This window comes from Cupriavidus alkaliphilus, assembly GCF_900094595.1.
Taxonomy (GTDB): Bacteria; Pseudomonadota; Gammaproteobacteria; order Burkholderiales; family Burkholderiaceae; genus Cupriavidus; species Cupriavidus alkaliphilus.
Genome location: NZ_FMAD01000002.1, coordinates 371773 through 395988, shown reverse-complemented (window position 1 = coordinate 395988; position 24216 = coordinate 371773). Strand labels below are relative to the sequence as shown.

Here is a 24216-nt window from a genome sequence, read left to right as displayed (position 1 = left end):
GTGGTCCTCCGCTCAGCCCGCGGCCCGCGCCGGGTCGGCGCTGGCGGCTTCCAGCAATTGCAGCTGCTGGGTGTTGAACTCCCGGTACTCCCGCTGCCACGCCGACGGCTGCGCCACCGGCAGCACCTGCACCGCGGTCACCTTGTACTCCGGGCAGTTGGTGGCCCAGTCGGAGTTGTCGGTGGTGATCACGTTGGCGCCGGATTCCGGGAAGTGGAAGGTGGTGTAGACCACGCCCGGCTGCATGCGCTCGCTGACGATCGCGCGCAGCACGGTGTCGCCGGCACGGCTCTGCACCCCGACCCAGTCGCCGTCCTTGATGCCGCGCTCTTCGGCATCGTGCGGGTGGATCTCCAGCCGGTCCTCGGCGTGCCAGTGGACGTTGTCGGTGCGGCGCGTCTGCGCGCCGACGTTGTACTGCGACAGGATGCGCCCGGTGGTCAGGACCAGCGGGAAGGCGCGCGTGACCTTCTCGGTGGTCGGCACATACTTGGTGATGATGAACTTTCCCTTGCCGCGCACGAAGGCGTCGATATGCATGGTCGGCGTGCCTTCCGGCGCTTCGGCGTTGCACGGCCACTGGATGCTGCCGAGCTGTTCCAGGCGCTGGTAGCTGACGCCGGCGAAGGTCGGCGTCAGCCGCGCGATCTCGTCCATGATTTCCGACGGATGCTTGTAGTCCATCGGATAGCCGAGCGCATTGGCCAGCAGCATGGTGGCCTCCCAGTCGGCATAGCGCGCCTTGGGCGGCATCACCTTGCGCACGCGCGAGATGCGGCGCTCGGCGTTGGTGAAGGTGCCGTCCTTTTCCAGGAACGAAGAGCCCGGCAGGAACACATGCGCGTACTTGGCGGTCTCGTTCAGGAAGATGTCCTGCACCACGATGCATTCCATCGACGACAGCGCCTCGGACACGTGCTGCGTGTTCGGGTCCGACTGCACGATGTCCTCGCCCTGGCAGTACAGGCCCTTGAAGCTGCCCGCCAGCGCGGCCTCGAACATATTGGGAATGCGCAGGCCGGGCTCGGGGCTGATCTCGACATTCCACGCCGATTCGAACAGGCCGCGCACGGTCGAGTCCGACACGTGGCGATAGCCCGGCAGCTCATGCGGGAACGAGCCGATATCGCAGGAGCCCTGCACGTTGTTCTGCCCGCGCAGCGGGTTCACGCCCACGCCCTCGCGGCCGATATTGCCGGTGGCCATGGCGAGGTTGGCGATGCCCATCACGGTGGTGGAGCCTTGCGCGTGCTCGGTCACGCCCAGGCCGTAGTAGATCGCCGCGTTGCCGCCGGTGGCGTACAGGCGCGCCGCGCCGCGCAGCTGCTCGGCGGGGATGCCGGTGACGCTCTCCATGGCCTCGGGCGAGTTCTCCGGCAGCGCGACAAAGTCGCGCCACTGCCCGAACGCGCGGTCCTCGCAGCGCTCGGCGATAAAGGCTTCGTTGAGCAGGCCTTCGGTGACGATCACGTGCGCCAGCGAGGTCACCAGCGCGACGTTGGTGCCCGGGCGCAGCTGCAGGTGGAAGTCGGCGCGGATATGCGGCGAATCGACCAGGTCGATGCGGCGCGGGTCGACCACGATCAGCTTCGCGCCGGCGCGCAGGCGCTTCTTCATGCGCGAGGCGAACACGGGGTGGCCGTCGGTCGGGTTGGCGCCGATCACCATGATCACGTCGGCCTTCTCGACCGACTTGAAGGTTTGCGTGCCGGCCGATTCGCCCAGGGTCTGCTTCAGCCCGTAGCCGGTCGGCGAATGGCACACGCGCGCGCAGGTGTCGACGTTGTTGTTGCCGAACGCGGCGCGCACCAGCTTCTGCACCAGGTAGCCTTCTTCGTTGGTGCAGCGCGACGACACGATGCCGCCGATGGAATCCTTGCCGTGCTGCGCCTGGATGCGCTTGAACTCCGACGCGGCATAGTCGATCGCCTCTTCCCACGATACCTCGCGCCACGGATCGGTGATCTTCGCGCGGATCATCGGCTTGAGGATGCGGTCCTTGTGGGTGGCGTAGCCCCAGGCAAAGCGGCCCTTGACGCAGGCGTGGCCCTCGTTGGCCTTGCCGTCCTTGTACGGCACCATGCGCACCACTTCATTGCCCTTCATCTCGGCCTTGAACGAACAGCCCACGCCGCAATAGGCGCAGGTGGTCACGGTGCTGTGCGAAGGCTGGCCCAGCTTGATGATGGACGTTTCGGTCAGCGTCGCGGTCGGGCAGGCCTGCACGCACGCGCCGCAGGAGACGCAGTCCGATTCCATGAACGACTGGCTGGTGCCGGGCGAGACGCGGGAATCGAAGCCGCGTCCGCTGATGGTCAGCGCGAAGGTGCCTTGCGTTTCCTCGCAGGCGCGCACGCAGCGGTTGCAGACGATGCACTTGGAGGGATCGTAGGTGAAGTAAGGATTGGATTCGTCCTTCTTCATTTGCGTGTGCGTCGCGATCGGCGCAGATTCCGGACCACCGTCGTTGTAGCGCACTTCGCGCAGGCCGACCACGCCGGCCATGTCCTGCAGCTCGCAGTTGCCGTTGGTGGGGCAGGTCAGGCAATCGAGCGGGTGGTCGGAGATATACAGCTCCATCACGCCGCGGCGCAGGTCGGCGAGCTTGTCGCTCTGGGTCTTTACCTTCATGCCGGCTTCCACCGGCGTGGTGCACGAGGCCGGATAGCCGCGCCGCCCCTCGATCTCGACCAGGCACAGCCGGCACGAGCCGAAGGCTTCCAGGCTGTCGGTGGCGCACAGCTTGGGTACGGCAATCTGCGCCTCCATCGCGGCGCGCATCACCGACGTGCCGGCCGGCACGGTGACGCTGACGCCGTCGACCTCCAGGGTGACCATGTCGGTCGAGGGGCTGGCGGGTGTGCCGAAATCAATCTCGTTGCGGGCGTTCATGGCGGTTGGTCTCCCGTGTCTCTGCCTGGCTCAGGCGGCCCTGGCCGGATTGGATGCGAGGCCGAAGTCCTCGGGGAATTCGTTCAGCGCGGACAGCACCGGGTACGGCGTCATGCCGCCCATCGCGCACAGCGAGCCGTTGAGCATGGTGTCGCACAGGTCGCGCACCAGCTGCACATGCCGCACCGGCTGCTCGCCGGCAATAATGCGGTCCATCACTTCGACGCCGCGGGTCGAGCCGATCCGGCACGGCGTGCATTTGCCGCACGATTCGATCGCGCAGAACTCCATCGCGTAGCGCGCCTGCTTTGCCATGTCGACGGTCTCGTCGAACACCACGATGCCGCCGTGGCCGACCACGCCGCCGAACGCGGCATAGGCCTCGTAGTCCAGCGGCACGTCGAAGCGCGACTCGGGCAGGTAGGCGCCCAGCGGCCCGCCCACCTGCACCGCGCGGATCGCGCGGCCGCTGCGGGTGCCGCCGCCGTAGTCGACCAGCAGCTCGCGCAGCGTGACCCCGAACGCCTTCTCCACCAGCCCGCCGTGCCGGATGTTGCCGGCCAGCTGGAACGGCAGCGTGCCGCGCGAGCGGCCCATGCCGAAGTCGCGGTAGAACTGCGCGCCGCGCGCCAGGATCACCGGCACCGTGGCCAGCGAGATCACGTTGTTGATCACCGTGGGCTGGCCGAACAGCCCCTTCAGCGCCGGCAGCGGCGGCTTGGCGCGCACCACGCCGCGGCGGCCTTCCAGGCTCTCCAGCAGCGCGGTTTCCTCGCCGCAGACATAGGCGCCGGCGCCCTTGCGCACTTCAAGGTGGAAGCGCCTGCCGCTGCCGCGGATGTCGTCGCCGAGCCAGCCCGCGGCGCTGGCGATGCCGATCGCGCTTTCCAGCACGGCGATTGCGTGCGGGTATTCGGAGCGGCAGTAGATGTAGCCCTGCTCCGCACCCACCGCCAGGCCGGCGATGGTCATGCCTTCGATCAGCATGAAGGGATCGTCTTCCATCACCATGCGGTCGGAGAAGGTGCCCGAGTCGCCCTCGTCGGCATTGCAGACGATGTACTTGACTGCGGACTGGGCGCCGAGCACCGTCTTCCACTTGATGCCGGTCGGGAAGGCCGCGCCGCCGCGGCCACGCAGGCCCGAGTCGGTGACTTCCTGCACGATCTCGGCGGGCTGCATGGCCAGCGCGCGTTCCAGGCCGGCGTAGCCCTCGTGCGCGCGGTAGTCGTCCAGCGACAGCGGGTCGGTGATGCCGACGCGGGCGAAGGTCAGGCGCTCCTGCCGTTGCAGGAACGGGATCTGGTCGGTCGGGCCGTGCGCCAGCGCGTGCGCACCGCCCTGCAGCAGGCCGGCATCGAACAGGCCCGGCACGTCGGCCGCGCTGACCGGGCCGTAGGCCACGCGGCCGGCGGCGGTCTGCACCTCGACCAGCGGCTCGAGCCAGAACATGCCGCGCGAACCGTTGCGCACGATGCGCACGGTCTCGCCGCGCGCGGCGGCTTCGCTGGCGATGGCGCGCGCGACCTCGTCGGCGCCCAATGCCAGCGCGGTGGAGTCGCGCGGCACGAACAGGGTGGTGACGGTGCTCATGCCTGGGCCTCCGCTTCTGCCGGGGTGGACGACGCGCGCAGCGCGCGCACCAGCGCGTCGAAGCGCGCGCCATCGACATAGCCGTGCAACTGCTCGCCGACCATCACCGCCGGGCCGCAGGCGCACTGGCCCAGGCAATAGACCGGCTCCAGCGTCACCTGCCCGTCCGCGCTGGTTTCATGGAAGCTGCAGCCGAGCGCGCGCTGCGCGTGCTCGGCCAGCGCCTCGGCGCCGACCGCCTGGCACGCCTCGGCGCGGCACACCTGCACCACGTGGCGGCCGGCGGGCTGCTGGCGGAAGTGATGGTAGAAGGTGATCACGCCATGCACCTCGGCGCGCGACAGGTTCAGGGCGCGGGCGATCACGGGCACGGCGGTGTCGGGGATAAAGCCCTGGGTGTCCTGGATCTCGTGCAGGATCGGCAGCAAGGCGCCCGGCATGTGCTGGCGTGCCGCGACGATGGCGGCGATGTGCGCGGCATCGGCTGATGCCGTGGCACCGGGGGCACGGGGTGCGTGGGGGGCGATGTCTGGCATGGCGTCTCCTGTGAGGGCTCGCCAGGACCGGCCGAAGTGCCTGCCGGATCCCGCTTATATGCTATTTTTTTCCTATTTCCGGGCTTGCGGATCGCCGTTTCGCCCGTTAGGCGGACTATATTGGAGTGACAGCGGCCCTTCAATAAGCTATTTTCTACATATGATCCGCATCTCGATCCAACCTCACCTGCAAATCCGGGACGACGCCCGGCCGGGCACCGAGCCGCTGGACGTGTCGCGGCTGGTGGCCCTGCTCGGCCATATCGGGGAATCCGGCAGCATCAGCCAGTCGGCCCAGGCGGTGTCGCTGTCGTACCGCTATGCCTGGGGCATCCTGCGCGACGCCGAGGCGCTGTTCGGCGGTCCGCTGATCGACAAGACCCGCGGGCGCGGCAGCGCGCTGACGCCGCTGGCGCAGCAACTGGTGTGGGCCAGCAAGCGGATCGGCGCGCGGCTGTCGCCGACGCTGGACAGCCTGGCGTCCGAACTGGAGATCGAGCTGAAGAAGCTGATGGCGCAGCCCGAGGCCACGGCGCGGCTGCATGCCAGCCACGGCTTCGCGGTGGCGGCGCTGCGCGACTTCCTCGACGAGCAGCAGGTGCGGCACGACCTGAAGTACTGCGGCAGCGTCGAGGCCGTGGCGGCGCTGGCCGAAGGCGCCTGCGACATCGCCGGCTTTCATGTGCCGGTGGGCGAGTTCGAGCATGGCATGTGGCGCCACTTCACCACCTGGCTCAAGCCCGAGACCCACTGCCTGGTGCACCTGGCGGTGCGCAGCCAGGGCCTGTTCGTGCGGCCGGGCAACCCGCTCGGCATCCATACGCTCGAGGACCTGACCCGGCGCGAAGTGCGCTTCGTCAACCGGCAGGTCGGCTCGGGCACGCGGCTGCTGCTGGACCTGATGCTGACGGCGCGCGGCATCGACGGTGCGCGCATCGAGGGCTACAGCAATGGGGAATTCACCCACGCCGCAGTGGCGGCGTACATCGGCAGCGGCATGGCCGACGTGGGCTTTGGCGTGGAAACCGCGGCGCGGCGTTTCGGGCTGGCCTTCGTGCCGGTAATCAAGGAGCGCTACTTCTTTGCCATCGAGCGCGCCAAGCTACGCAGCGCGGCGCTGGCCGGCGCGGTCGGGGCGCTGACCAGCGAGGCCTTCCGCCAGCGCGTCAATGCCCTGCCCGGCTATGACGGCTCCCTGACCGGCACCGTGCTGACCTTGCCGGAAGCCTTCCCTGATTACCGCGACACACCGCCGCGCTAGCGTTGCAGCAACGACAGCCGGTCAGGATGGCCGGCCCACTGCTCATGGTCCGGCAGCGGTCCCTTCGCCTGCATCAGCGGCAGCCAGTCCGGCCGTCGCGACAGCTCGGCGTTGAGCGCAAGGAAATGGCGCTGGTCTGCCGGCAGGTCATGCTCGGAATAGATCGCGCCCACGGGGCACAACGGCACGCACATCGAGCAGTCGATGCATTGGTCGGGATCTATGGCAAGGAAGTTCGGCCCTTCGTGGAAGCACGACATCGGGCAGACTTCGACGCAGTCGGTATGGCGGCACTGGATGCAGGCATCCGTCACGACAAAGGTCATGGGGCAGCTACGGCACGACAGGAAATCAGTGCGCGATGGTAACGCCCGGCCGGCGCGCGTGGGCGGCACCGGCTTTGTGCGAGTCCTTCAAATCCGCTGAAGCGGCGGGGCGCCGCGCGCGCCCCGCCCTGGCCCGCCGCGTCAGGCGGTCTCGCGCATCAGCGCTTCCTTGCGCGCCGCCATGGCCTGCGCCACGTCGCGCAGGTTGATCTTCTCCTTGATCACGTTCTTGAACAGCTCGCCTTCCTCTTCCTCGATGTGGTGGGAGACATATTCCGACAGCACCGTGTAGTTGGCCTCGAGCATGTCGCCGGCCGGGTCTTCCTCGATCGCCGCGATCAGGTCCTTGGCCACCTGGTGCTCGACCTGGGCCTCGTCCAGCATGTCGTCGATCTCGTCGCTGACGCCCCGCAACGCCGGGTAGAAGATTTCTTCCTCGATGGTGGCGTGCACCGTGAGCTGGTGGCACACGTCCAGCGCGATCGACTCCTTCTCGTCGCGGTCGTCGGTGTCCTTGAACGCCTTGAACTGCTTCTTGACCGCGCGATGGTCGTCCATCAAGGCACCGAGCGCCTCGGCCTGGTCTGCGGGGATCTTCGACTTGTCCACGGTTTTCTCCTGGTGGGGGAGCCGGCACTGCGGCTTCGCCCCGCAACGCAGGCAGGTTCCGTGCCCGCGCAACCTCCAGCGCGGTGGCGCGCGCGCGGGCGGCTGGCCTGCGAGTCATTGCAATTCCTGCGCGAAGCCTTGTAATTGTGCCCGCGGCGGCGCGCGAGGCAACGCCCTGGGTCCCGCATCGCATGGGCGCGCCGGCAGAACGTTGCGCCGCCACAGCCACGAGGCGTAGCGCGCGGCATGAAAGTTGCGGCATGACCCGCAAGCCGGAACAGAGCCGCTGTCCGCAGCGGGCTCTGTCCGAACCGAATCACCAGCGCACGGCGTCCGCGCCGTCCGACACCATCATGCCGACCACCTTCCTCTACTCGAATTGCGCCGATGCACCGTCGGCCGTCCAGGATGAACTGCAGGCCGCCAGCGCCGCCGGCTATGGCGTCGACCCGCAACACGTATTCTGGGAAGTCGCGCCGGCCTCGGTGCCGGCGTTGCAGCGCCCGCGCCTGCGCGCGCTGCAGCACCAGGCGCAGCCCGGCGACGCGGTGGTGGCATTGCGCCTCTGCAGCCTGGGCTGGAGCGTGCCCGAAGTGCTCGCCACGGTCAGGCGCTTCCGCCTGCTGGGCGTGGCGCTGTACTGCGTGCAGCTGTCGCGCGACGACCTGGCCAGCGCCACGCCGCCCGAGGCGGTCGAGGTGTTGCGCGCAGTGGCCGCGCTGGAAGGCGCGACGCGCAGCGTGCGCGTACGCGAGAGCCTGGCCGCGGCCAAGGCCATGGGGCGCCAGGTCGGCCGGCCGCCCAAGCACACGCCCGAGCAGCGCCACGCCATCCTGAGCGCGCTGTCGGCGGGCTATTCGGTCAGCGAGACCGCGCGGCGCTTCAGCACCTCGCGCCAGACCGTGCTGCGCATCCGCGCCGCCGAGCCGATGGCGCAGCGAGCGGCCGCCGTGGCCATCGCCAACGCCGAAGAATCCGCCACCGAAGCGGCGACGGAATGAAACCCGCCGTCGCAACGTGCGGCGCGGCCGTATCGCGCGCGGCCGCATGCCTGGCACCCTTCGGCTGTCTGCCATGACCATGCGCCCACCCGACGCCACGCCCCTGCCCGCGGCGCTGGTCGATACGGCGGCGCCAGCCGTGCCGGCATCGTCCCCTGCGGCAGCCGCGCACGAGCCCGCGCCGCCCGCGCGCTTCGCCCGGCCCACCATGCTGCTTGAAACGCTGCTGGCGACGCGACTGGAATTGCTCAGCCGCGACCACACCTGGCCCCCGCATACGCTGGCGCAGCGGCGTGCCGTGCTGATGCGGCTATGGGAGCAGCGCGCGCCCGGGCTGTTCGAGCAAGGCGGCACCGCCGACAGCATCGCGCGCTGTCTGCAGGCGGCGTTTGCCGAAGCCGCCGAGGGCCGCAGGCTCGAAGCCGCGCTGCAGTTCAAGCGTGCGTACTATCTGGTGTGCTGCACGGCATCGTCAGGCAGCCGCGCGCGGCTGCACGTCGGCAACAACGGCGAGCCGGGCTAGCCGGCGCGTGTTGCGGTCACGCGCAGACCGCGCGCAGCGTCTCGTCCCACTCCGCCACGAAGCGGCCGATGCCGAAGCGCTCGCGCGCCACCCGGCAGCCGCGTTCCCCCCAGACCCGCGCCAGTTCCGGATCGTCGAGCAGTTCGCGCATCACGCTGACCAGCACCTCGATGCGCGTATCGACATAGCCGTTGTTGCCGCTCTGGATCACCGTGGCCAGTTCGGTCGTGGCCAGGCCCACCACCGGCACCCCTAGCATCATCGCCTCCACCACCGCCAGCCCCAGGCTGGTGTAGCGGATCGGGTTGAAGAAGAAGCGATAGCGCGCGACGAACGCCGCCAGGTCGGGGTTGGCCACTTCGCCCAGCCCGCCCGCCTCCTGCGCCGCCATGCCGACCAGGTCCAGCGGCACCTGCTCGCGCACGCGCGCGAACAGGTCCGCGCCGAGGCGGCGGCCGCGCCGCGACAGGTGGTTGACCACGCTGATGCCGCGCGCCAGTTCGCCGCTGTAGCGCACCGCCTCGTCGACCAGCACGCCGTGCTCGATCACGCGGCAGGGCGTGACGCCGCTGTCCCACATCAGCGCGTTGAACGGGGTCACGTGCACCAGCAGCATCGACGGATCCTGCACCGGATGGCGCGTGTTGGTCGGGTGTTCCTGCGGCGGATCGTGTTCCAGGTAGAGCGCCGGCAGCGCGCGCTGCGCGGCGCTGAGCAGGTCTACGCGGTCATGCTCGTAATGGTGGCGGTGCTGGTACAGCACGCAGTCGAAGCGGCCCGCAGGGACCGCGTCGTAAGGCACCTCATGCACGTTGGCGCCCCACGGCAACGCGCCGCCGGCGCCGGCATAGCCGGGGGTGCCGTCATCGCGCGTGACCAGGTACAGCTCGTGCGGGATCTGCGACAGGTAATAGAGGTAGTTCCCGTGCACGTGCCAGGTGAGGATGCGCAGTCGCCTAGCCATGGCCGCGCTCCTGAGCCGCCAGCGCCAGCGCGGCCTCCACCACGCTGGCCACGCTGATATTCGACGCGCACGGGTGCCCGGCGAGCGGGCAGCGCTGGTGCATGCACGGGCGACACGCGGGCTGGTCGGCCAGCACGCGATGCAGCGTGGTGTCGAGCGGCGCCCAGCGCGCGCTGTCGCTGCCGCAGGACACCACCACGCTGGGCGTGCCCAGCGCCGCGGCAATATGCGAGGCGCCGGTGTCATTGCACAGCAGCAGACGCGCATCGCGGATCAGTGCGGCCAGTGTGCCCAGCGCGGTCTGCCCGCACAGGTTGACCACCGGCTTGCCCAGGCGCCGCGCCAGCTGCCCCACCAGCGCGGCCTCGTCGCGGCTGCCGGTCAGTACCACCTTCCAGTGGCGCCGCAGCGCACGCCCGGCCTCGGCAAAGCGCTCCACCGGCCAGCGCCGCGACAGCATGCGCGCGCCGGCGTGCAGGCAGACGTATTCGCCGGCGACCAGGCCGTGCTCGGCGGCCAGCAGCCGCCAGCTGGCATGGTCGAGCGGGCGCAGCGGAAACGCCAGGCCGCGGTCCGCGCACGGATAGCCCAGCGCCTGCATCAGCGCCAGCAGCCGCTCGACCTCGTTGCCCTGCGGCCATGGCACCAGCACGCCGGCGCGGCTGCAGCGCGCCGCCGCGGGGTCCGGACAGAAGCCGGCCATGCGCCGGGCGCCCAGGCGCTGCACCACGGCGTTGGTCAGCGCGCCGCTGCCGTGCAGCTGGATCGCCAGGTCGAAGCGCGCCGCGTGCGCGGCCGCGTAGAACGGTCCCGCCGCCGCTTCGGCGCAAGGTTGCTCGGGCATTCCCGGTGCGCCGGGAAACACCATCAGGTCATCCACCAGCGCACTGAAGCGGGACACGAACTCCTGTGCCCAGGGCAGGCCGATCAGCGTGATGCGGGCATCGGGCTCGCCCGCGCGCAGCGCCCGCAGCGCCGGTACCGCGCACAGCATGTCGCCCAGCTGCAGCGCGCGGAACACGGCGATGCGCCGCACCCGCGCCGGCGCCGCGCGGCGCCGCGCCGCATGCTGCGGATGCCGGGCGAGGGGCAAGGCCGTGAGCGGCTCGACGCATGCGCTCACAGGAACACCACCCGGAAGGCCAGCGCGCCGCGCAGCCGCCAGTACAGCGACAACGGCGGTATCAGCATCGAGGTAAACGCCATCTCGGCCACATGCGCCGGCGTCAGCGCCGCGCCGCGCAGGCGCCGCGCGCAGAATGCCGCGGTAAATCCGAGCCACAGCAGGCCCGCCGCGGCGGCCACGGCGGGCGCGCCCGCCAGCCATGCGATCGGCACGGCCAGCAGCGCCAGCACCGTCACGTAGTAATGCCAGGGCGGCACGCGGCGGATGCGTTGCCGGTACAGGCGCGGATGCTTCTTGTACAGCAGCGCGTCGAAGTACACCTTGGCCTGCGCCGCCACGCTGCTGCCCCAGGCGGCGGGCCGCACCGGGTGCGCCACCACGGCCGCGGGCGCGCGGCCCACCGGGCAGACCTGCTGCATCAGGCGGAACTGCAGGTCCGAATCCTCGCGCCACGCGCGCGTGAAGCGCTCGTCGAAGCCGCCGATGCGCAGCAGCGCGTCGCGCCGGACGAAGCAGTTGGCGGTGACGAACTCGGCGTGCGCAAGGCCGCCGGTATCGCGCTCGTGGTCGGTGGGACGCGCCGGCAGCGGCACGTGCACGGTGCCGGCCACCGCGCAGCACTCCGGCTGGTCCGCAAGCGCGGCGCAGCCCGCTTCGAGCCAGCCCGGATCCGGCACGGTGTCGTCGTCGGTAAAGGCAATCACCGACGCGCGCGCGCGGCGCCAGCCCGCATTGCGCGCGCCCGACGGCCCCTGCGTGCCCGGCACCGGCACATAGCGCAGCGCATGGCGCGGATGCTGCGCGGCCATCAGCGCCACCAGCCGTTCGATGCGGGCCTCGCAGCCATCGTCGGCCACGATGATCTCGTACGCCTGCGCGGGCAGGCGCTGTGCGCACAGCGCCTGCAGGCAGCGCGCCAGCAGCGCCGGCCGGCGCCAGGTGGGCACGACCACCGCGACCCTTGGCTCAGGCCTGTCCATGGGCCCCTCCCGTCTGTCCATAGGCGCCTTCGGCTGAGGGCTTTTCCAGCAGGAACGGGCCGATCACCAGCGCGTCCAGCGGCGAGGTCCAGAAGCACTCGACCGCATCGCGCGGCGTGCACACGATGGGCTCGCCGCGCGTGTTGAACGAGGTGTTGACCAGGATCGGCACCCCGGTGCGTTGCTCGAACGCGGCCAGCAAGTCGTAGTAGGCCGGGTTCTGCTCGCGCCGCACGGTCTGCACGCGCGCGGTGCCGTCGACGTGGCAGACCGCGGGGATGCGCGCCGCCTGCTCGGGGCGCACGTCGTAGATAAACAGCATGAACGGCGCTTCGCCGCGGCCGGGCTTGGCCGCGCTGAACCAGTCCGGCGCGCGCTCCTGCATCACCACGGGCGCCACCGGGCGGAAGTCTTCGCGGTCCTTGATCTGGTTCAGCCGCTGCTGCATGCCGGGATCGATCGGCGAGGCCAGGATCGAGCGCGCGCCCAGCGCGCGCGGGCCGAATTCCATGCGGCCCTGGAACCAGCCGATGATCTTGTTCTGCGCCAGCAGCTCGGCGGTCTGCCCGGCCAGGTCGTCGAGCCGGCGGTAAGGCAGCTTGGCCCAGTCGAGGAAGGCCGCGATCTCGTCCTCGCCATACGCCGGCCCCAGGTAGGCATGTTCCATCGACCATTGCCGCGCCGGACGTCCGCGTTGCAGGAAGTCGATCCACAGCGCCGCGCCCAGCGCGGTGCCGGCATCGCCGGCGGCGGGCTGCACCCAGACCTCGTCGAACGGGCTCTGGTCGCGCACGCGCGCGTTCATCACGCAGTTCAGCGCCACGCCGCCGGCCATGGCCAGCTGCCGTTCGCCGCTGGCCTCGGCCAGCCAGGTGGTCATGCCGACCACGGTTTCCTCCAGCACCTCCTGCAGCGAGCGCGCGATATCGAAATGCGCCGCGCCGAGGGCCTCGCCGCGCTGGCGCGGCGGGCCCAGCAGGGCTTCCAGGTCGGGCTGCGCCACGCGGTAGCCGCCTTCGGCATCGCGCCGGACCATGTCGCGGAACACGCCGAGATGCGCGGGCTTGCCGTAGGAGGCCAGCGCCATCACCTTGTACTCGTCCGACGAATGCAGGAAGCCCAGGTGGCGCGTGACGCGTTCGTACAGCAGGCCGAGCGAGTCCGGCAGGTCGATCTGCTTGATGCGCCGGTATTCCTTGCCGTCGAACACGCCGTAGCTGGTGGTGGCGCGCTCGCCGCGGCCGTCCATGGTCAGCACCGCGCAGCGCCCGAACGGCGCCGCCAGGAAGGCGCTGGCTTCATGCCCCATGTGGTGCTCGACGAAATGCCAGCGGAACGGCCCGTCGTGGCGCACGCCGCGAAAGCGCGCGGCCAGGTGGTGCGGCGCGCCGCTGGCCAGTTGCCGCGGCGCGTTGACCACGTAGGACAGGAACAGCGGATCCCACGGCGACTCGTGCCCGCCGGGCGCGCCTTGCGCCGATGGCTCCAGCGGCAGCGTCACGGTGGCGTCATGCCGGCGCGCACCCAGCATCAGCGCGGGGTCGAAGGCGTAGGCGACATGGTCGACTTCGCGCAGCGCGATGCCGGCTTCGCCCAGGCAATAGTCGATGGCGTGGAACGGCAGCTCCCACGCCGTGAACGGCACCGGGCGCTTGCCGTGCTTGATATGGGTAAAGCGCTCGTCCTCCGCCGCGGCGATGACCGCGCCATCACGCACCAGGCAGGCGGCGGAGTCATGGTAGGCGGCGTTAATGCCAAGGGTGTACATGGTCGGCCTCGTCGTGGGGGATGTGGCGGATGGGATGGCCTTCAGTCATGGCCGGCCCGGCGTCGGACTGCCGGGGCGCCGCGGCGGCGAGCGCGCCCGGCCAGGGCAGCTCGACCGCTGGCATGCTGTCCGGAGCGCCGCCCAGCAGCGCCAGCGCGGCCTGCACCGCGTGCGCGGCCGGCACGTCTTCCAGGCAGCGATGGTGTCCCTGCGGGCACATGCTCTTGTAGCAATAGCGGCACGGCACATCGGCAAACAGCGTGCGGTGCGGCACCTGCCAGGGCGTGTGCTGCGGGTTGGTCAGCGCGTACAGGTCCACCACCGGCGTGCCCAGCGCGGCGGCCAGGTGGACCGGCCCGGTGTTGTTCGACACCAGCAGGTCGGCGGCTTCCAGCAATGCGCCCATTTCGCCCAGGCGCAAGGCGCCGGCGAGCGGCACCACGCGCGCATGGCCGGCGGCGGCGCAGACCGCGCGCACGATGTCGTGCTCGGCGGCATCGCCGGTCACCAGCACGTGCGCGCCGGCCTTCACCGCCAGCGCGTGCGCCACCTGGGCAAAGCGCGCCGGTGGCCAGCGCCGCGACGGCGCGCTGGCGCCGGGATGCACCACTACCACCGGCCCGCTGCGTCCGGCGCGGATCGCGGCCAGGCGCCCCGCGACCGCGGTGCGATCCGACGCCAGCACGCGAAAGCGCAGGCGCGTGTCGCGCGGGATCGCTCCCACCTGCGCCACCAGGTCGAGCTGGCGCTGCGCCTCGTGGCGCGGACGCTGGCCCGGCTGCGTGCCCGGCTCGGTGTCGGGGACCCAGTCGCTCAGCAAGGTGTAGGGGTTCTCGCGGCAGCAGGCCAGCCGCAGCGGAATGCCCGCCAGCGCGCACAACACCGCGGCGGGCAGGGGGCTCTGGCTGTAGACGGTAAAGATCACGGCCGCGTCGAAGCGCAAGCGCGCCAGCCAGCGCGCGCACGCGGCGATCTCCGGCCCGGGCGCCGGTGCCGCCTGGTCCTCGGCATGCCTGGCCCAGGGCGCGTCCCAGGCCAGCACGCGGCTGACCATCGGCAGGTGCGGCGCCAGGGCCGCAGCGCTGTGCGAAGTCAGCAGCGTCAGCCGGCGGCCCGGCAGCGCATCGGCCAGCGCCTGCATCGCCGGCGTGCTCATCAGCACGTCGCCCATGTTGTCGAGGCGCACGCACAGCACGCTGCGCGCGGATTGCCAGTTCATGGCGCCTCCGCACGGCATGGTGACGCGCCCGTCGAGGCTGCCGCGCCGGCATGGTCCGCGCTCCGGGTGCGCGCAACCACCAGGCGCGCGGCGGCGTCAAGCGTGGGCACTACGTAATCGGCCTGGCGCGCGGGCGACAGCTGCCACTCGGTCTCGTTGCCGCAGTCGACCAGCACGGTGGTGCAGCCGGCGCGGTTGCCGGCCTCGACGTCGTTGAGGATGTCGCCGATCATCCAGGACCGCGCCAGGTCGAGCCGCCATGCCGCGGCCGCCTGCAGCAGCAGCCCGGGCATGGGCTTGCGGCACAGGCACGCGCGCGCGTAGGGCGCCACCTGCCCTTGCGGATGATGCGGGCAATACAGGAAGCCGCTCAGCGCCGCGCCATGTTCGGCAAACATGGCCGCCAGCCGTTCGCGCACCGGCACCAGTTCGGCCTCGGTATGCAGTCCATGGGCCACCCCGGGCTGGTTCGTGACCACCAGCAGCGGCAGGCCCAGGCCGCCCAGCAGCCGCAGCGCGGCGGCGGCGCCTGGCGCAAGCCGCATGCGCGCCGGATCGACGTTGTAGGGGACGTCGTGCAGCACCGTGCCGTCCTTGTCCAGCAGCACGGCCGCACGGAGCGCGGGGGCGAGGCTCATGGCCACGAGGTCTCCTTCATGGGCAGCACCATCACCTCGGGGATCACGGTTTCTTCCGGCTGCGTCAGCACGAAGCGCACCGCGTTGGCAACATTGGCCGGATCCTGCAGGTTGCCCTGGTCGATGTCGGGAAAGCGGTCGAGCAGGAACGGCGTACGCATGCCGCCCGCGACGATCGCCGACACCTTGATCCCGTGCGGCCGCAGTTCCGCATGCAGCGCGTGCGAGAAGCCGAGCAGGCCCCACTTGGTGGCGTGGTAGGCCGAGGCATTGGGCCATGCGCGCTTCGACGCGGTCGAGGCGATGTTGACGATATGCCCCCCGCCCTGCGCCTTCAGCACCGGCACGGCGGCATGCGCCATCAGGTAGGGGCCGTACAGGTTGACCATCAGCACCTTGCGCCAGGCCTCGGCATCGACCTCGTCCACCGGCAGCGTGATGTCGATGGCGGCGTTGTTGACGATGCCGTCGAGGCGCCCGCCGCGCGCGCGCAGCGACTCGAAGGCCGCGCGCACGGAAGCGGGGTCGGAGACATCCAGGTGCAGCGGCCACGCATGCGCGCCGGCCTCGGCCAGCTCGCCGGCGCTGTCGTGGGCGAGCTTGTCGTCGATATCGGCCACGATCACGGTCGCGCCGGCCGCGCTCAGCGTGCGGCAAATCGCGGCGCCCAGTCCCCTGCCCGCGCCACTGACGAGATAGGTGCGGTCGAGCAGCGGAACCGTGGTGTCGGGGTGCGCGGCAGGGCGCGGGGGCTGCGAAGTCTGCATGGTTGGCTTCCTTGACGATCGGGTGGTGTGTGGTCGATGGTGATTCGGACAACGCATCGGACATCGGCACGGGTGCGTTGGCGGCATGGGCACGCTGCGTCCCGGACAGGCACCCCCTGGTACGCAGGCTTGCTGCCGGTGCGAAATGTGTGCCAACCGTCAGGCGAACGCGCGGGCGCCGCCATCAGCCAGCCGGCTGTGCCTGCACGCACGCGCCTTGCGCCACGGCCCGCAGCAGCATCGCCACGCAGCCGGCAAAGGCCTCGTCGTACCAGGCATTGGCCCCGCTGACGGCGACCACGATGCCATCGACCACGGCGGCGCCGCCGAGCAGCGTGTCATCGCTTCGCAGCCGGTGCGGGCTGCAGTGGACCACCTGCGCGCTGGTCATGCCGGTGCGCCAGCTAAGGCTCGCCTTGGCGCGCGCATAGCGGCTGTAGTCCGCATCCCAGGCCTCGCGCGATGGCAGCGAATGCTCATAGAGGATCGCTTCCTCGAAGGCGCAATCGCCGGGCTGCAGCGTCGGATCCATCACGACCACATGCATGCAGCCGCTTTCGCCGACGGCCTTGTCGCGCAGCGAGGCCTGCAGCATCGGCAACGCCAGTTCGACTGCGCGCCGCGCCGCGGCGGGATCGCTGAAGCGGCTGGCGCCGGCGTGGGAGGCGCGGGGCGGCTGGCCCGCATCGGGGGTCATTGGCATGGGCAACTCCAATCGATGGTTGAACGGCAGGCCACTGCGGCAGCGCGTGCAGCAAGGCCTGCATGAGCGCCATCGACGCAGCAAACATTGGGCCGGTTGCAACGCTGCGCGACGCGGGTCCACAGATGAAAGATCCGTAAGCGCAAATTACAAAGGGGCGGCGTAAGAATGACCAAAGCGCGGGCGCGCTGCTGGTGCGTCCTCGGCGCTATGCGGTCCCGCATGGCGGGCGAGAACCGCTATATCGCTTCTCCATCGGTTCCCTGTGCGAAGGCGCGGAGGGCATGGCAGCCGGGGGCGCACTGGCACACTAGCTGCAGGGGCCACCACCTCCCCGACCCCTGTCCGCGTGGCAGGCACGAGCGCAAAACACCGGAGGCCCACCATGCGCAAGATCGCGCTGATCAGCGAACATGCCTCGCCACTCGCCAGTGTCGGCAGCACCGACTGCGGCGGGCAGAACATCTATGTGGCGCATCTTGCAAGGCAGCTTGGCAGCCGCGGCTACCAGGTCGATATCTTTACGCGGCGCGACAAGGCGCTGCTGCCCGAGGTGGTGGCCTTCGCACCCAACGTGCGCGTGATCCACGTCACCGCCGGGCCGCCGGTGCAGATCCCGAAGGAACAGCTGCTGCCCTATATGGAGGACTTCGGCGCGTTCCTGGCCGACTTCGTGCGCGGCGATGCCACCGGCTACGACGTGCTTCATGCCAACTTCTTCATGTCCGGGCTGGCAGCGCTGCGCGCGCGCCACACGCTCGGCATCCCGCTGGTGATGACCTTCCATGCGCTGGGCAAGGTGCGCAGGTTGCACCAGGGCAGCACCGACGGCTTCCCGGACGACCGCTTCGGCATCGAGGACACGCTGGTGCGCGAGGCCGACTGCGTGGTGGCGGAATGTCCGCAGGACCTGGACGACCTCGTCAACCTCTACAGCGCCGATCCCGCGCGCGTGCAGACCGTGCCGTGCGGCTTCGACGCGGCCGAGTTCGCGCCGGTGCCGCGCGACGCGGCGCGGCGCGCACTGGGCTGGCCGCAGCACGGCTTCCGCGTGCTGCAGCTGGGCCGGCTGGTGCCGCGCAAGGGCATCGACAACGTGATCCGTGCGCTGGGCTGCCTGCGCCGCGACACCGGTCTCGACGCCACCCTGTACGTGGTCGGCGGCAACGCCGAGCAGCCGAGCGTGCAGGCCACGCCTGAAATCGGCCGGCTGCAGGAGGTGGCCAGCGCCGAGGGCGTGGCCGAACGCGTGGTGTTTACCGGCCGGCGCGGGCGCGACACCCTGCGCCTGTTCTACAGCGCCGCCGATGTCTTCGTGACCACGCCGTGGTACGAGCCGTTCGGCATCACGCCGGTGGAGGCGATGGCGTGCGGCGCGCCGGTGATCGGCGCCGACGTCGGCGGCATTCGCTCCACCGTGCTGGACGGACACACCGGCTTCCTGGTGCCGCCCAAGGCGCCGGCGGCGCTGGCGGCACGGCTGGCACAGCTGGCCGCCAACCCCGCGCTGGCGCGCAGGCTGGGCGAAGCGGGCCGGCGCCGCGCCCAGGCGCATTTCACCTGGGCCGGCGTGGCCCGGCAGATGGAGGCGGTCTATGCGCGCGTCTGCGCCGGCGCGCCGGCGCTGCAGGCCGGGGCCCGCCGTGTCGCGGCCTGATGCGGGCGCGGCGGCCAGCCCGCACGAGCAAGCAATCCAAGGAGAGCGGAAATGAAGGAAAGCGATCGCAAGCGCATCCTGGTCACCGGCGGCGCGGGATTTCTCGGCTCGCACCTGTGCGAGCGGCTGGTGCGCGCCGGGCAGGACGTGCTGTGCGTGGACAACTTCTACACGGGCACCAAGGAGAACATCGCGCACCTGCTGGGCCGGACCAATTTCGAGCTGCTGCGGCACGACGTCACCTTCCCGCTGTATGTGGAAGTCGACGAAATCTACAACCTCGCGTGCCCGGCCTCGCCGGTGCACTACCAGCACGACCCGGTGCAGACCACCAAGACCAGCGTCAACGGCGCCATCAACATGCTGGGACTGGCCAAGCGGCTCAGGGCGCGCATCCTGCAGGCCTCCACCAGCGAAGTCTATGGCGACCCCGAGCATCATCCGCAGCAGGAAGGGTACTGGGGCCACGTCAATCCGGTGGGCATCCGCTCCTGCTACGACGAAGGCAAGCGCTGCGCCGAGACCCTGTTCATGGACTACCACCGCCAGCATGGGCTGGACGTGCGCATCGCGCGCATCTTCAACACCTACGGTCCGCGCATGCACCCGGCCGACGGCCGCGTGGTCTCGAACTTCATCACCCAGGCACTGGCCGGGCAGCCGCTGACGGTTTACGGGGACGGCTCACAGACGCGTGCCTTCTGCTATGTCGACGACATGGTCGACGCGCTGATCCGGCTGATGGAAGCCCCCGCCAGCGGCACGCCGGTCAACCTGGGCAACCCGCGCGAGACCACCATGCTCGAGATCGCGCAGGCGGTGCTGCGCGCCACCGGCTCGCAGTCGCGCATCGAGATGCGCCCGCTGCCGGCCGACGACCCGCACCAGCGCTGCCCCGACATCTCGCTGGCGCGCCGGCTGCTGGGCTGGGAGCCCCACACCGCGCTGGAAGACGGCCTGCGCCGCACCGTCGACTACTTTGCCGCGCGGCGCGCCGCGCAGGCGCATGCCGAAGGGGCGCCGGGCAACGTGGTGCCGGTGTCGGCCACCGCGCGCGAAGCGCGTGCCGCGCTCAGTTGACGGCGTGCCGTAGCGCGAGGAGGCGGCATGGGCACGGCGATGGTGGTCGATCTCGCCGCCGCGGTGACCGTGATCTCGCCGCACCTGGACGATGCCGTGTTCAGCTGCGGCGGGCTGATCGCGGCCGCGCGCGCGGCGCGCGTGGTGACCGTGTTCGCGGGCGTGCCGCCGGCGGACATGCCAGCCCCGGACTGGGACCAGGCCGCCGGCTTCGCCAGCGCCGAGCAGGCGGTGCTGTCGCGCCGGCGCGAGGACAACCACGCGCTGACCATGCTAGGCGCGCACGCGGTGTGGCTGGATTTCTGGGACAGCCAGTATGGGCGCCGCTACACCGCCCGACAGCTTGCCGACGCCCTGCGCACCGTGCTGCTGACGCAGACCGAGGGCGTGGTGGTGGCACCGCTGGGACTGTTCCATTCCGACCATGCGCTGGTGCATGACGCCTGCCGGCTGCTGATGCTGGCCGCGCACGCGCATGGCCCCGCCTGGAGCGCGCCGCCTGCCGCCGCGCCAACAGCCGCACCAACCGTCGCACCGCCGCCCGTGCAGTGGCTCTTTTACGAGGACGCGATCTACCGCCGCATGCCCGGCCTGCTGCAGCAGCGGCTGGTGCAATGCCGGGACAGCGGCCTGCTCGCCACGCCCGTGAATTTGCCGGTGGCGCAGTACCTGACGCAGAAGAGCTACGCGCTCAACGCCTACCAGAGCCAGCTGCAGCTGTTCAGCGAAGACCGGCTGTGCGACCTGTGCGCGCCCGAGCGCTACTGGATGCTGCAGCCGGCCGGCGCCGGCCCTGCCTGAGCCATGCCAATCCCCATGCCGATACCAGCCACCGCCTCCCCTGCCCGCCTGTCCCCGCGCGCCCGTCCTTGCGACATCAGCGTGGTGGTGCTGACGCACAACCGGCGCGATTCGGTGCGCACCGCACTGGCGCGCCTGAGCGCGCTGCCGGAGCGCCCGCCCATCGCCGTGGTCGACAACGCCTCGGACGACGGCACCGACGCCATGGTGCGCAGCGAATTCCCGCACGCCGCGCTGCTGCGCAGCGCGCGCAACCTCGGTGCCGCCGGCCGCAACCTGGGCGCGGACTGGGCCCGCACCCGCTACGTCGCCTTCTGCGACGACGACTGCTGGTGGGCCCCCGGATCGCTGTCGGCGGCCTGCGCCATGTTCGAGCGCCATCCGCGCGTCGCCGCGCTGACGGCGCGCATCCTGGTGGGCGAGCACCGCGGCGAAGACCCGACCTGCACGCGCATGGCCGCCAGCCCGCTGCCCTCGGCAATGCTGCCGGGCCGCGCGATCCTGGGCCTGATGGCGGGCGCCACCGCGTTCCGCACCGATGCCTTCCGCCAGGCCGGCGGCTACCATCCGCGCTTCTTCCTCGGCGGCGAGGAAACGCTGCTGGCACTGGACCTGGCCGCGCATGGCTGGCAGCTGGTGTACGCGCCGCAGCTTGTGGTGCACCACCATCCCAGCCCGCTGCGCAATCCCGCGCAGCGCCGCTCGCTGCTGGCGCGCAATGCGATCTGGTCCGCCTGGCTGCGGCTGCCCTGGCATGTGGCGCTGGGCGAGACCGCGGCGGCATTGCCGCAGCTGTGGCGCTGCCAGGGATGGCGCGGCTTGGCCGAGGTGCTGGGCGGCATGCCATGGGTATGGCAGGAGCGGCGCGTGATCCCGGCGGAAGTGCTGAAGCTGCGCCGCCGGCTGCGCGAGCCGCGCGCCTGAGGCGCGGTGCGGTCAAGGTGGCCGCGCTACGCTTGCGGCTCGTCCTGCGTCGAGCGCACCGCCAGCGAACGGATCGCCGCCACCAGCTCGCCCACCCTCACCGGCTTGGACAGGTGCAGCTGGAACCCGGCCATCAGCGCGCGCATGCGGTCCTGCGGCTCGGCGTGCCCGGACAGCGCGATCGCGGTCATGCGCTTGCCCAGCGGCACCTGCATCTGCGCCTCGAGCCGCCGCACCCGGCGCAGCACGGTGTAGCCGTCTTCCTCGTCGAGTGCGAGGTCGCACAGCAGCACCTGCGGCCATTGCCCCGGATGCGTGCCGGCCAGCAGCGCGATCACGTCGTCGCCACGCTGCTGCGCGATGGCATGGGCGCCGTAGTCTTCCAGCGAGGCGCTCAGCACCTCGCGCGTGGGCTCGTCGTCGTCCAGCAGCAGCACGCGCAGGCCCTTGAGCGCCTGCGCATCCGGGGCCTCGGGCGCGGGCGCGGGTCCGGCGCCGGGCGCGGCGGCGGGCGCGCGGCGCGGCTCAAGCTCCTGCACGGCGCGCATCGGCATCAGCAGCTGGTAGGCGTGCGCGGGCCCGTCGGCGCTCAGCGTGACGCCGTGCTCGGCCAGCCATTCGTGCAGGCCCTGCGCATCCGGCAAAGGCAGTTCGCCCGGCGTGGCGGACAGCCGCAGGCCGGCCTGGCCGTCGAGCCGCTCGAGCCGCAGTTCCAGCCGCCCGCCCGGCTCGATGGTGGCGATCATGTGCTGGCACAGCTCCCAGATCGCCTTCTGCAGCACGCCCGGATCGCCGGTGACGCGCAGCTCCGACTCGCTCTGCACCGTGAACAGGTTGATATGGCGCTCGGCGATCAGCTCGCGCAGCCCGTCGACCACGCTGGCCAGCAGGATCTCCAGGCGCACCGGCTGCAGCGCCAGGCGCCGTTCGGCGCGCTCCAGCTCGCGCTGCTGCTGCTGCAACTGCCACATCTGGGTGTAGATGCCGCCGCGCTCCAGCAGCGTGGCGTGGTTGCCGTCTTCGACGATGCGGCCATGCTCCATCACCAGGATGCGGTCGGCATCGACGATGGTCGAGAGCCGGTGCGCGATGATCAGCGCGGTGCGCCCGCGTGCGACCTCGGACAGCTCCTGCTGGATCGCGCGCTCCGAGCGCGTGTCCAGCGCCGAGGTGGCCTCGTCGAAGACCACGATGGGCGGGCGCTTCAGCATCGCGCGCGCAATCGCCACGCGCTGGCGCTCGCCGCCCGACAGGCGCACGCCGCGCTCGCCCACCTGGGTTTCGTAGCCGTCGGGCAGGCGGTCGATGAAGGCGTCGAGCTGAGCCGCGCGCGCCGCGGCGACGATGTCGGCGCGGGTGGCGCCTTCGCGGCCGTAGCCGATGTTGTAGGCGATGGTGTCGTTGAACAGGATGGTGTCCTGCGGCACGATGCCGATCAGTTCGCGCAGGCTGCGCTGGGTCACCAGGCGCAGGTCCTGGCCGTCGATGCTGATGCTGCCGCTGTCGGGCTGGTACAGCCGGAACAGCAGGCGCGCCAGCGTCGACTTGCCCGAGCCGCTGCCGCCCACCACTGCCACGGTCTGGCCGGCGCCGGCGCGGAAGCTGACGTCCCACAGGGTCTGGTGGCTGGGGTCATAGCTGAAGTTGACGCGGTCGAACACGATCTCGCCGCGGCTCACGCGCAGCGGGCGCGCAGCCGGCGCGTCGCTGTCCTCGCCGGGCTTGCCATGTGCGTCGAGCAGTGCGAACAACCGCTCGACGTTGGTCATGGCATCGTTCGACTCGCGGAAGATAAAGCCCAGCGTATTGAGCGGCAGCACCACCTGGATGATGTAGGCATTGATCAGCACCAGGTCGCCCACCGACAGCGAGCCTTGGATCACCCGCTGCGTGGCCAGCAGCATCACCGCGCCGACCCCCACCGCGATGCACAGGCTCTGCCCGATATGCAGGGCCGACAGCGCATACTGGTTTTCCACGCTGATGCCGATCCAGCGCTGCAGCATCTCGGACAGCCGCCGGGTCTCGAACGACTCGCGCGCGAAGAACTTGACGGTGTCGTAGTTGAGCAGGCTGTCCACCACCTTGCTGTTGGTGGTGGCCTCGACCGCATTGACCTGGCGCTGCACGCGCATGCGCCGCTGCGTGAAGACATAGGTAAAGCCGGCGTACAGCACGAACACGCCCAGGATGATGGCGGCGAAGGCCGCGCCATAGGCGCCGATCATGATGGCCAGCACCGACACGATCTCCATCAGCGTGGGCACGATGGTGAAGACCGCCACGCCCAGCAGGAAGCCGATCGCCGCGGTGCCCTTCTCCAGGTCGCGGATCACGCTGCCGGTGGCGCGCTGCGCGTGGAAGCGCGCGCCCAGCGCATGCAGGTGCGCGAAGGCGCGTTCCATGAAGCCCGCCACCGTGCTTTGCGTCACGTAGGCAAAGACCACGTCGCGCAGCTCGCTGAAGGCGTTGCCGAGCAGCCGCAGGATGGCATAGGCCAGCACCAGGAACACCGGCATCGCCACCAGCCCCAGGCGCGCGGCATCGGTGCCGGCCGCGGCCGGCGTGACTTCATCGACCACCAGCTTGAGCAGCAGCGGCACCGCCACCGCGCACGCCTTGGCCAGCAGCAGCAGCGACACCGCGATCAGCACGCGGGCGCGAAAGCGCCAGATCGCGCGGAACAGTTCGGCGGCGATGCGGCGGCGCGAGGCGGGACGGATAGTCTGGGGCATGCGCGCGGTTCAGGCGTCAGTCGTTCGGTACGGCACGGCAAGGCGCGCGGTGGCGTGGCCGGCGCGCGGTCTTGGGAGGAGGCAAATTCCATACCGATCGCAACGCGGCGCCA

The 24216-nt window shown here is 70.7% G+C and carries 21 protein-coding genes; 7 read left to right on the top strand and 14 right to left on the bottom strand.

Translation table 11 applies throughout. From position 1 onward, the window contains the following. Positions 1-12 precede the first annotated feature (12 nt). From fdhF to GA0116996_RS05325, 3 genes are read right to left on the bottom strand one after another with little or no spacing between them, the layout of a single operon-like run. Positions 13-2892: a formate dehydrogenase subunit alpha gene (fdhF, locus tag GA0116996_RS05335; protein WP_092307961.1), complete on the bottom strand. Its 2880-nt coding sequence runs from the start codon at positions 2890-2892 to the stop codon at positions 13-15. Positions 2893-2922: 30 nt separating this feature from the next. Continuing rightward, positions 2923-4485: a formate dehydrogenase beta subunit gene (locus GA0116996_RS05330; protein WP_092307960.1), complete on the bottom strand. Its 1563-nt coding sequence runs from the start codon at positions 4483-4485 to the stop codon at positions 2923-2925. Next, a complete protein-coding gene (locus GA0116996_RS05325; RefSeq protein WP_092307958.1) occupies positions 4482-5021 on the bottom strand; it encodes a formate dehydrogenase subunit gamma in 540 nt (179 codons plus the stop codon). Before GA0116996_RS05325 ends, GA0116996_RS05330 begins: the two co-directional genes overlap by 4 nt. A 160-nt stretch (positions 5022-5181) precedes the next feature. Here GA0116996_RS05325 and GA0116996_RS05320 point away from each other — a divergent pair, with 160 nt between their 5' ends. Further along, on the top strand, positions 5182-6282 hold the full coding sequence (locus GA0116996_RS05320) for a substrate-binding domain-containing protein (protein WP_092307956.1): 1101 nt from the start codon (positions 5182-5184) through the stop codon (positions 6280-6282). Here the strand turns inward: GA0116996_RS05320 and fdxA are convergent. Next, positions 6279-6608: a ferredoxin FdxA gene (gene fdxA, locus GA0116996_RS05315; RefSeq protein WP_092307955.1), complete on the bottom strand. Its 330-nt coding sequence runs from the start codon at positions 6606-6608 to the stop codon at positions 6279-6281. The two genes, GA0116996_RS05320 and fdxA, sit on opposite strands and share 4 nt — an antisense overlap. A 141-nt stretch (positions 6609-6749) precedes the next feature. Continuing rightward, positions 6750-7217 carry a hemerythrin domain-containing protein gene (locus GA0116996_RS05310; protein ID WP_092307953.1) on the bottom strand — a complete coding sequence of 156 codons (468 nt, stop codon included), beginning with the start codon at positions 7215-7217 and terminating at the stop codon, positions 6750-6752. 260 nt (positions 7218-7477) lie between these two features. On the opposite strand from GA0116996_RS05310, the gene GA0116996_RS05305 reads away from it, so the two are divergent. Continuing rightward, positions 7478-8218, top strand: a complete 741-nt coding sequence (locus GA0116996_RS05305; protein ID WP_243419793.1) for a recombinase family protein — start codon at positions 7478-7480, stop codon at positions 8216-8218. A gap of 73 nt (positions 8219-8291) precedes the next feature. Beyond that, a complete protein-coding gene (locus GA0116996_RS05300; RefSeq protein WP_092307951.1) occupies positions 8292-8741 on the top strand; it encodes a hypothetical protein in 450 nt (149 codons plus the stop codon). 16 nt (positions 8742-8757) lie between these two features. Here the strand turns inward: GA0116996_RS05300 and GA0116996_RS05295 are convergent, their stop codons facing one another. From GA0116996_RS05295 to GA0116996_RS05260, 8 genes are all read right to left on the bottom strand, one after another. Beyond that, complete coding sequence (locus tag GA0116996_RS05295) at positions 8758-9705, bottom strand: glycosyltransferase (protein ID WP_092307949.1); 948 nt, start codon at positions 9703-9705, stop codon at positions 8758-8760. Continuing rightward, positions 9698-10699 (bottom strand): glycosyltransferase family 9 protein, encoded by a 1002-nt coding sequence (locus tag GA0116996_RS05290; protein WP_244159771.1) that lies wholly within the window; start codon positions 10697-10699, stop codon positions 9698-9700. Before GA0116996_RS05290 ends, GA0116996_RS05295 begins: the two co-directional genes overlap by 8 nt. A gap of 125 nt (positions 10700-10824) precedes the next feature. After that, complete coding sequence (locus GA0116996_RS05285; protein WP_092307947.1) at positions 10825-11811, bottom strand: glycosyltransferase family 2 protein; 987 nt, start codon at positions 11809-11811, stop codon at positions 10825-10827. Continuing rightward, positions 11798-13579, bottom strand: a complete 1782-nt coding sequence (locus tag GA0116996_RS05280; protein WP_092307945.1) for a carbamoyltransferase family protein — start codon at positions 13577-13579, stop codon at positions 11798-11800. Before GA0116996_RS05280 ends, GA0116996_RS05285 begins: the two co-directional genes overlap by 14 nt. Further along, entirely contained in the window at positions 13560-14798 is a 1239-nt protein-coding gene (locus tag GA0116996_RS05275) for a glycosyltransferase family 9 protein (RefSeq protein ID WP_092307944.1), read from the bottom strand. Before GA0116996_RS05275 ends, GA0116996_RS05280 begins: the two co-directional genes overlap by 20 nt. Then, the gene (locus GA0116996_RS05270) at positions 14795-15436 is read right to left on the bottom strand and encodes a D-glycero-alpha-D-manno-heptose-1,7-bisphosphate 7-phosphatase (RefSeq protein WP_092307942.1); all 642 of its coding nucleotides are present in this window, start codon (positions 15434-15436) and stop codon (positions 14795-14797) included. The genes GA0116996_RS05275 and GA0116996_RS05270 overlap by 4 nt, the downstream gene beginning before the upstream one ends. Next, entirely contained in the window at positions 15433-16203 is a 771-nt protein-coding gene (locus GA0116996_RS05265; RefSeq protein ID WP_092307940.1) for an SDR family oxidoreductase, read from the bottom strand. Before GA0116996_RS05265 ends, GA0116996_RS05270 begins: the two co-directional genes overlap by 4 nt. Before the next feature lie 184 nt (positions 16204-16387). Further along, a complete protein-coding gene (locus GA0116996_RS05260) occupies positions 16388-16900 on the bottom strand; it encodes a hypothetical protein (protein ID WP_092307938.1) in 513 nt (170 codons plus the stop codon). Between the two features lie 391 nt (positions 16901-17291). Between GA0116996_RS05260 and GA0116996_RS05255 the strand changes: the two genes are divergently transcribed. The 4 genes from GA0116996_RS05255 to GA0116996_RS05240 are packed head-to-tail and all read left to right on the top strand — an operon-like array spanning position 17292 to position 21368. Next, positions 17292-18563 carry a glycosyltransferase gene (locus tag GA0116996_RS05255; protein WP_092307936.1) on the top strand — a complete coding sequence of 424 codons (1272 nt, stop codon included), beginning with the start codon at positions 17292-17294 and terminating at the stop codon, positions 18561-18563. 51 nt (positions 18564-18614) lie between these two features. Further along, positions 18615-19643 (top strand): UDP-glucuronic acid decarboxylase family protein, encoded by a 1029-nt coding sequence (locus tag GA0116996_RS05250; RefSeq protein ID WP_092307934.1) that lies wholly within the window; start codon positions 18615-18617, stop codon positions 19641-19643. A gap of 27 nt (positions 19644-19670) precedes the next feature. After that, a complete protein-coding gene (locus GA0116996_RS05245; protein WP_092307932.1) occupies positions 19671-20444 on the top strand; it encodes a PIG-L family deacetylase in 774 nt (257 codons plus the stop codon). A 15-nt stretch (positions 20445-20459) separates the two neighbouring features. Continuing rightward, complete coding sequence (locus GA0116996_RS05240; RefSeq protein WP_092307930.1) at positions 20460-21368, top strand: glycosyltransferase family 2 protein; 909 nt, start codon at positions 20460-20462, stop codon at positions 21366-21368. Positions 21369-21394: 26 nt separating this feature from the next. Here GA0116996_RS05240 and GA0116996_RS05235 read toward each other — a convergent pair whose 3' ends face one another. Next, on the bottom strand, positions 21395-24103 hold the full coding sequence (locus GA0116996_RS05235) for an ABC transporter transmembrane domain-containing protein (RefSeq protein WP_092307928.1): 2709 nt from the start codon (positions 24101-24103) through the stop codon (positions 21395-21397). Between the last annotated feature and the right edge of the window lie 113 nt (positions 24104-24216).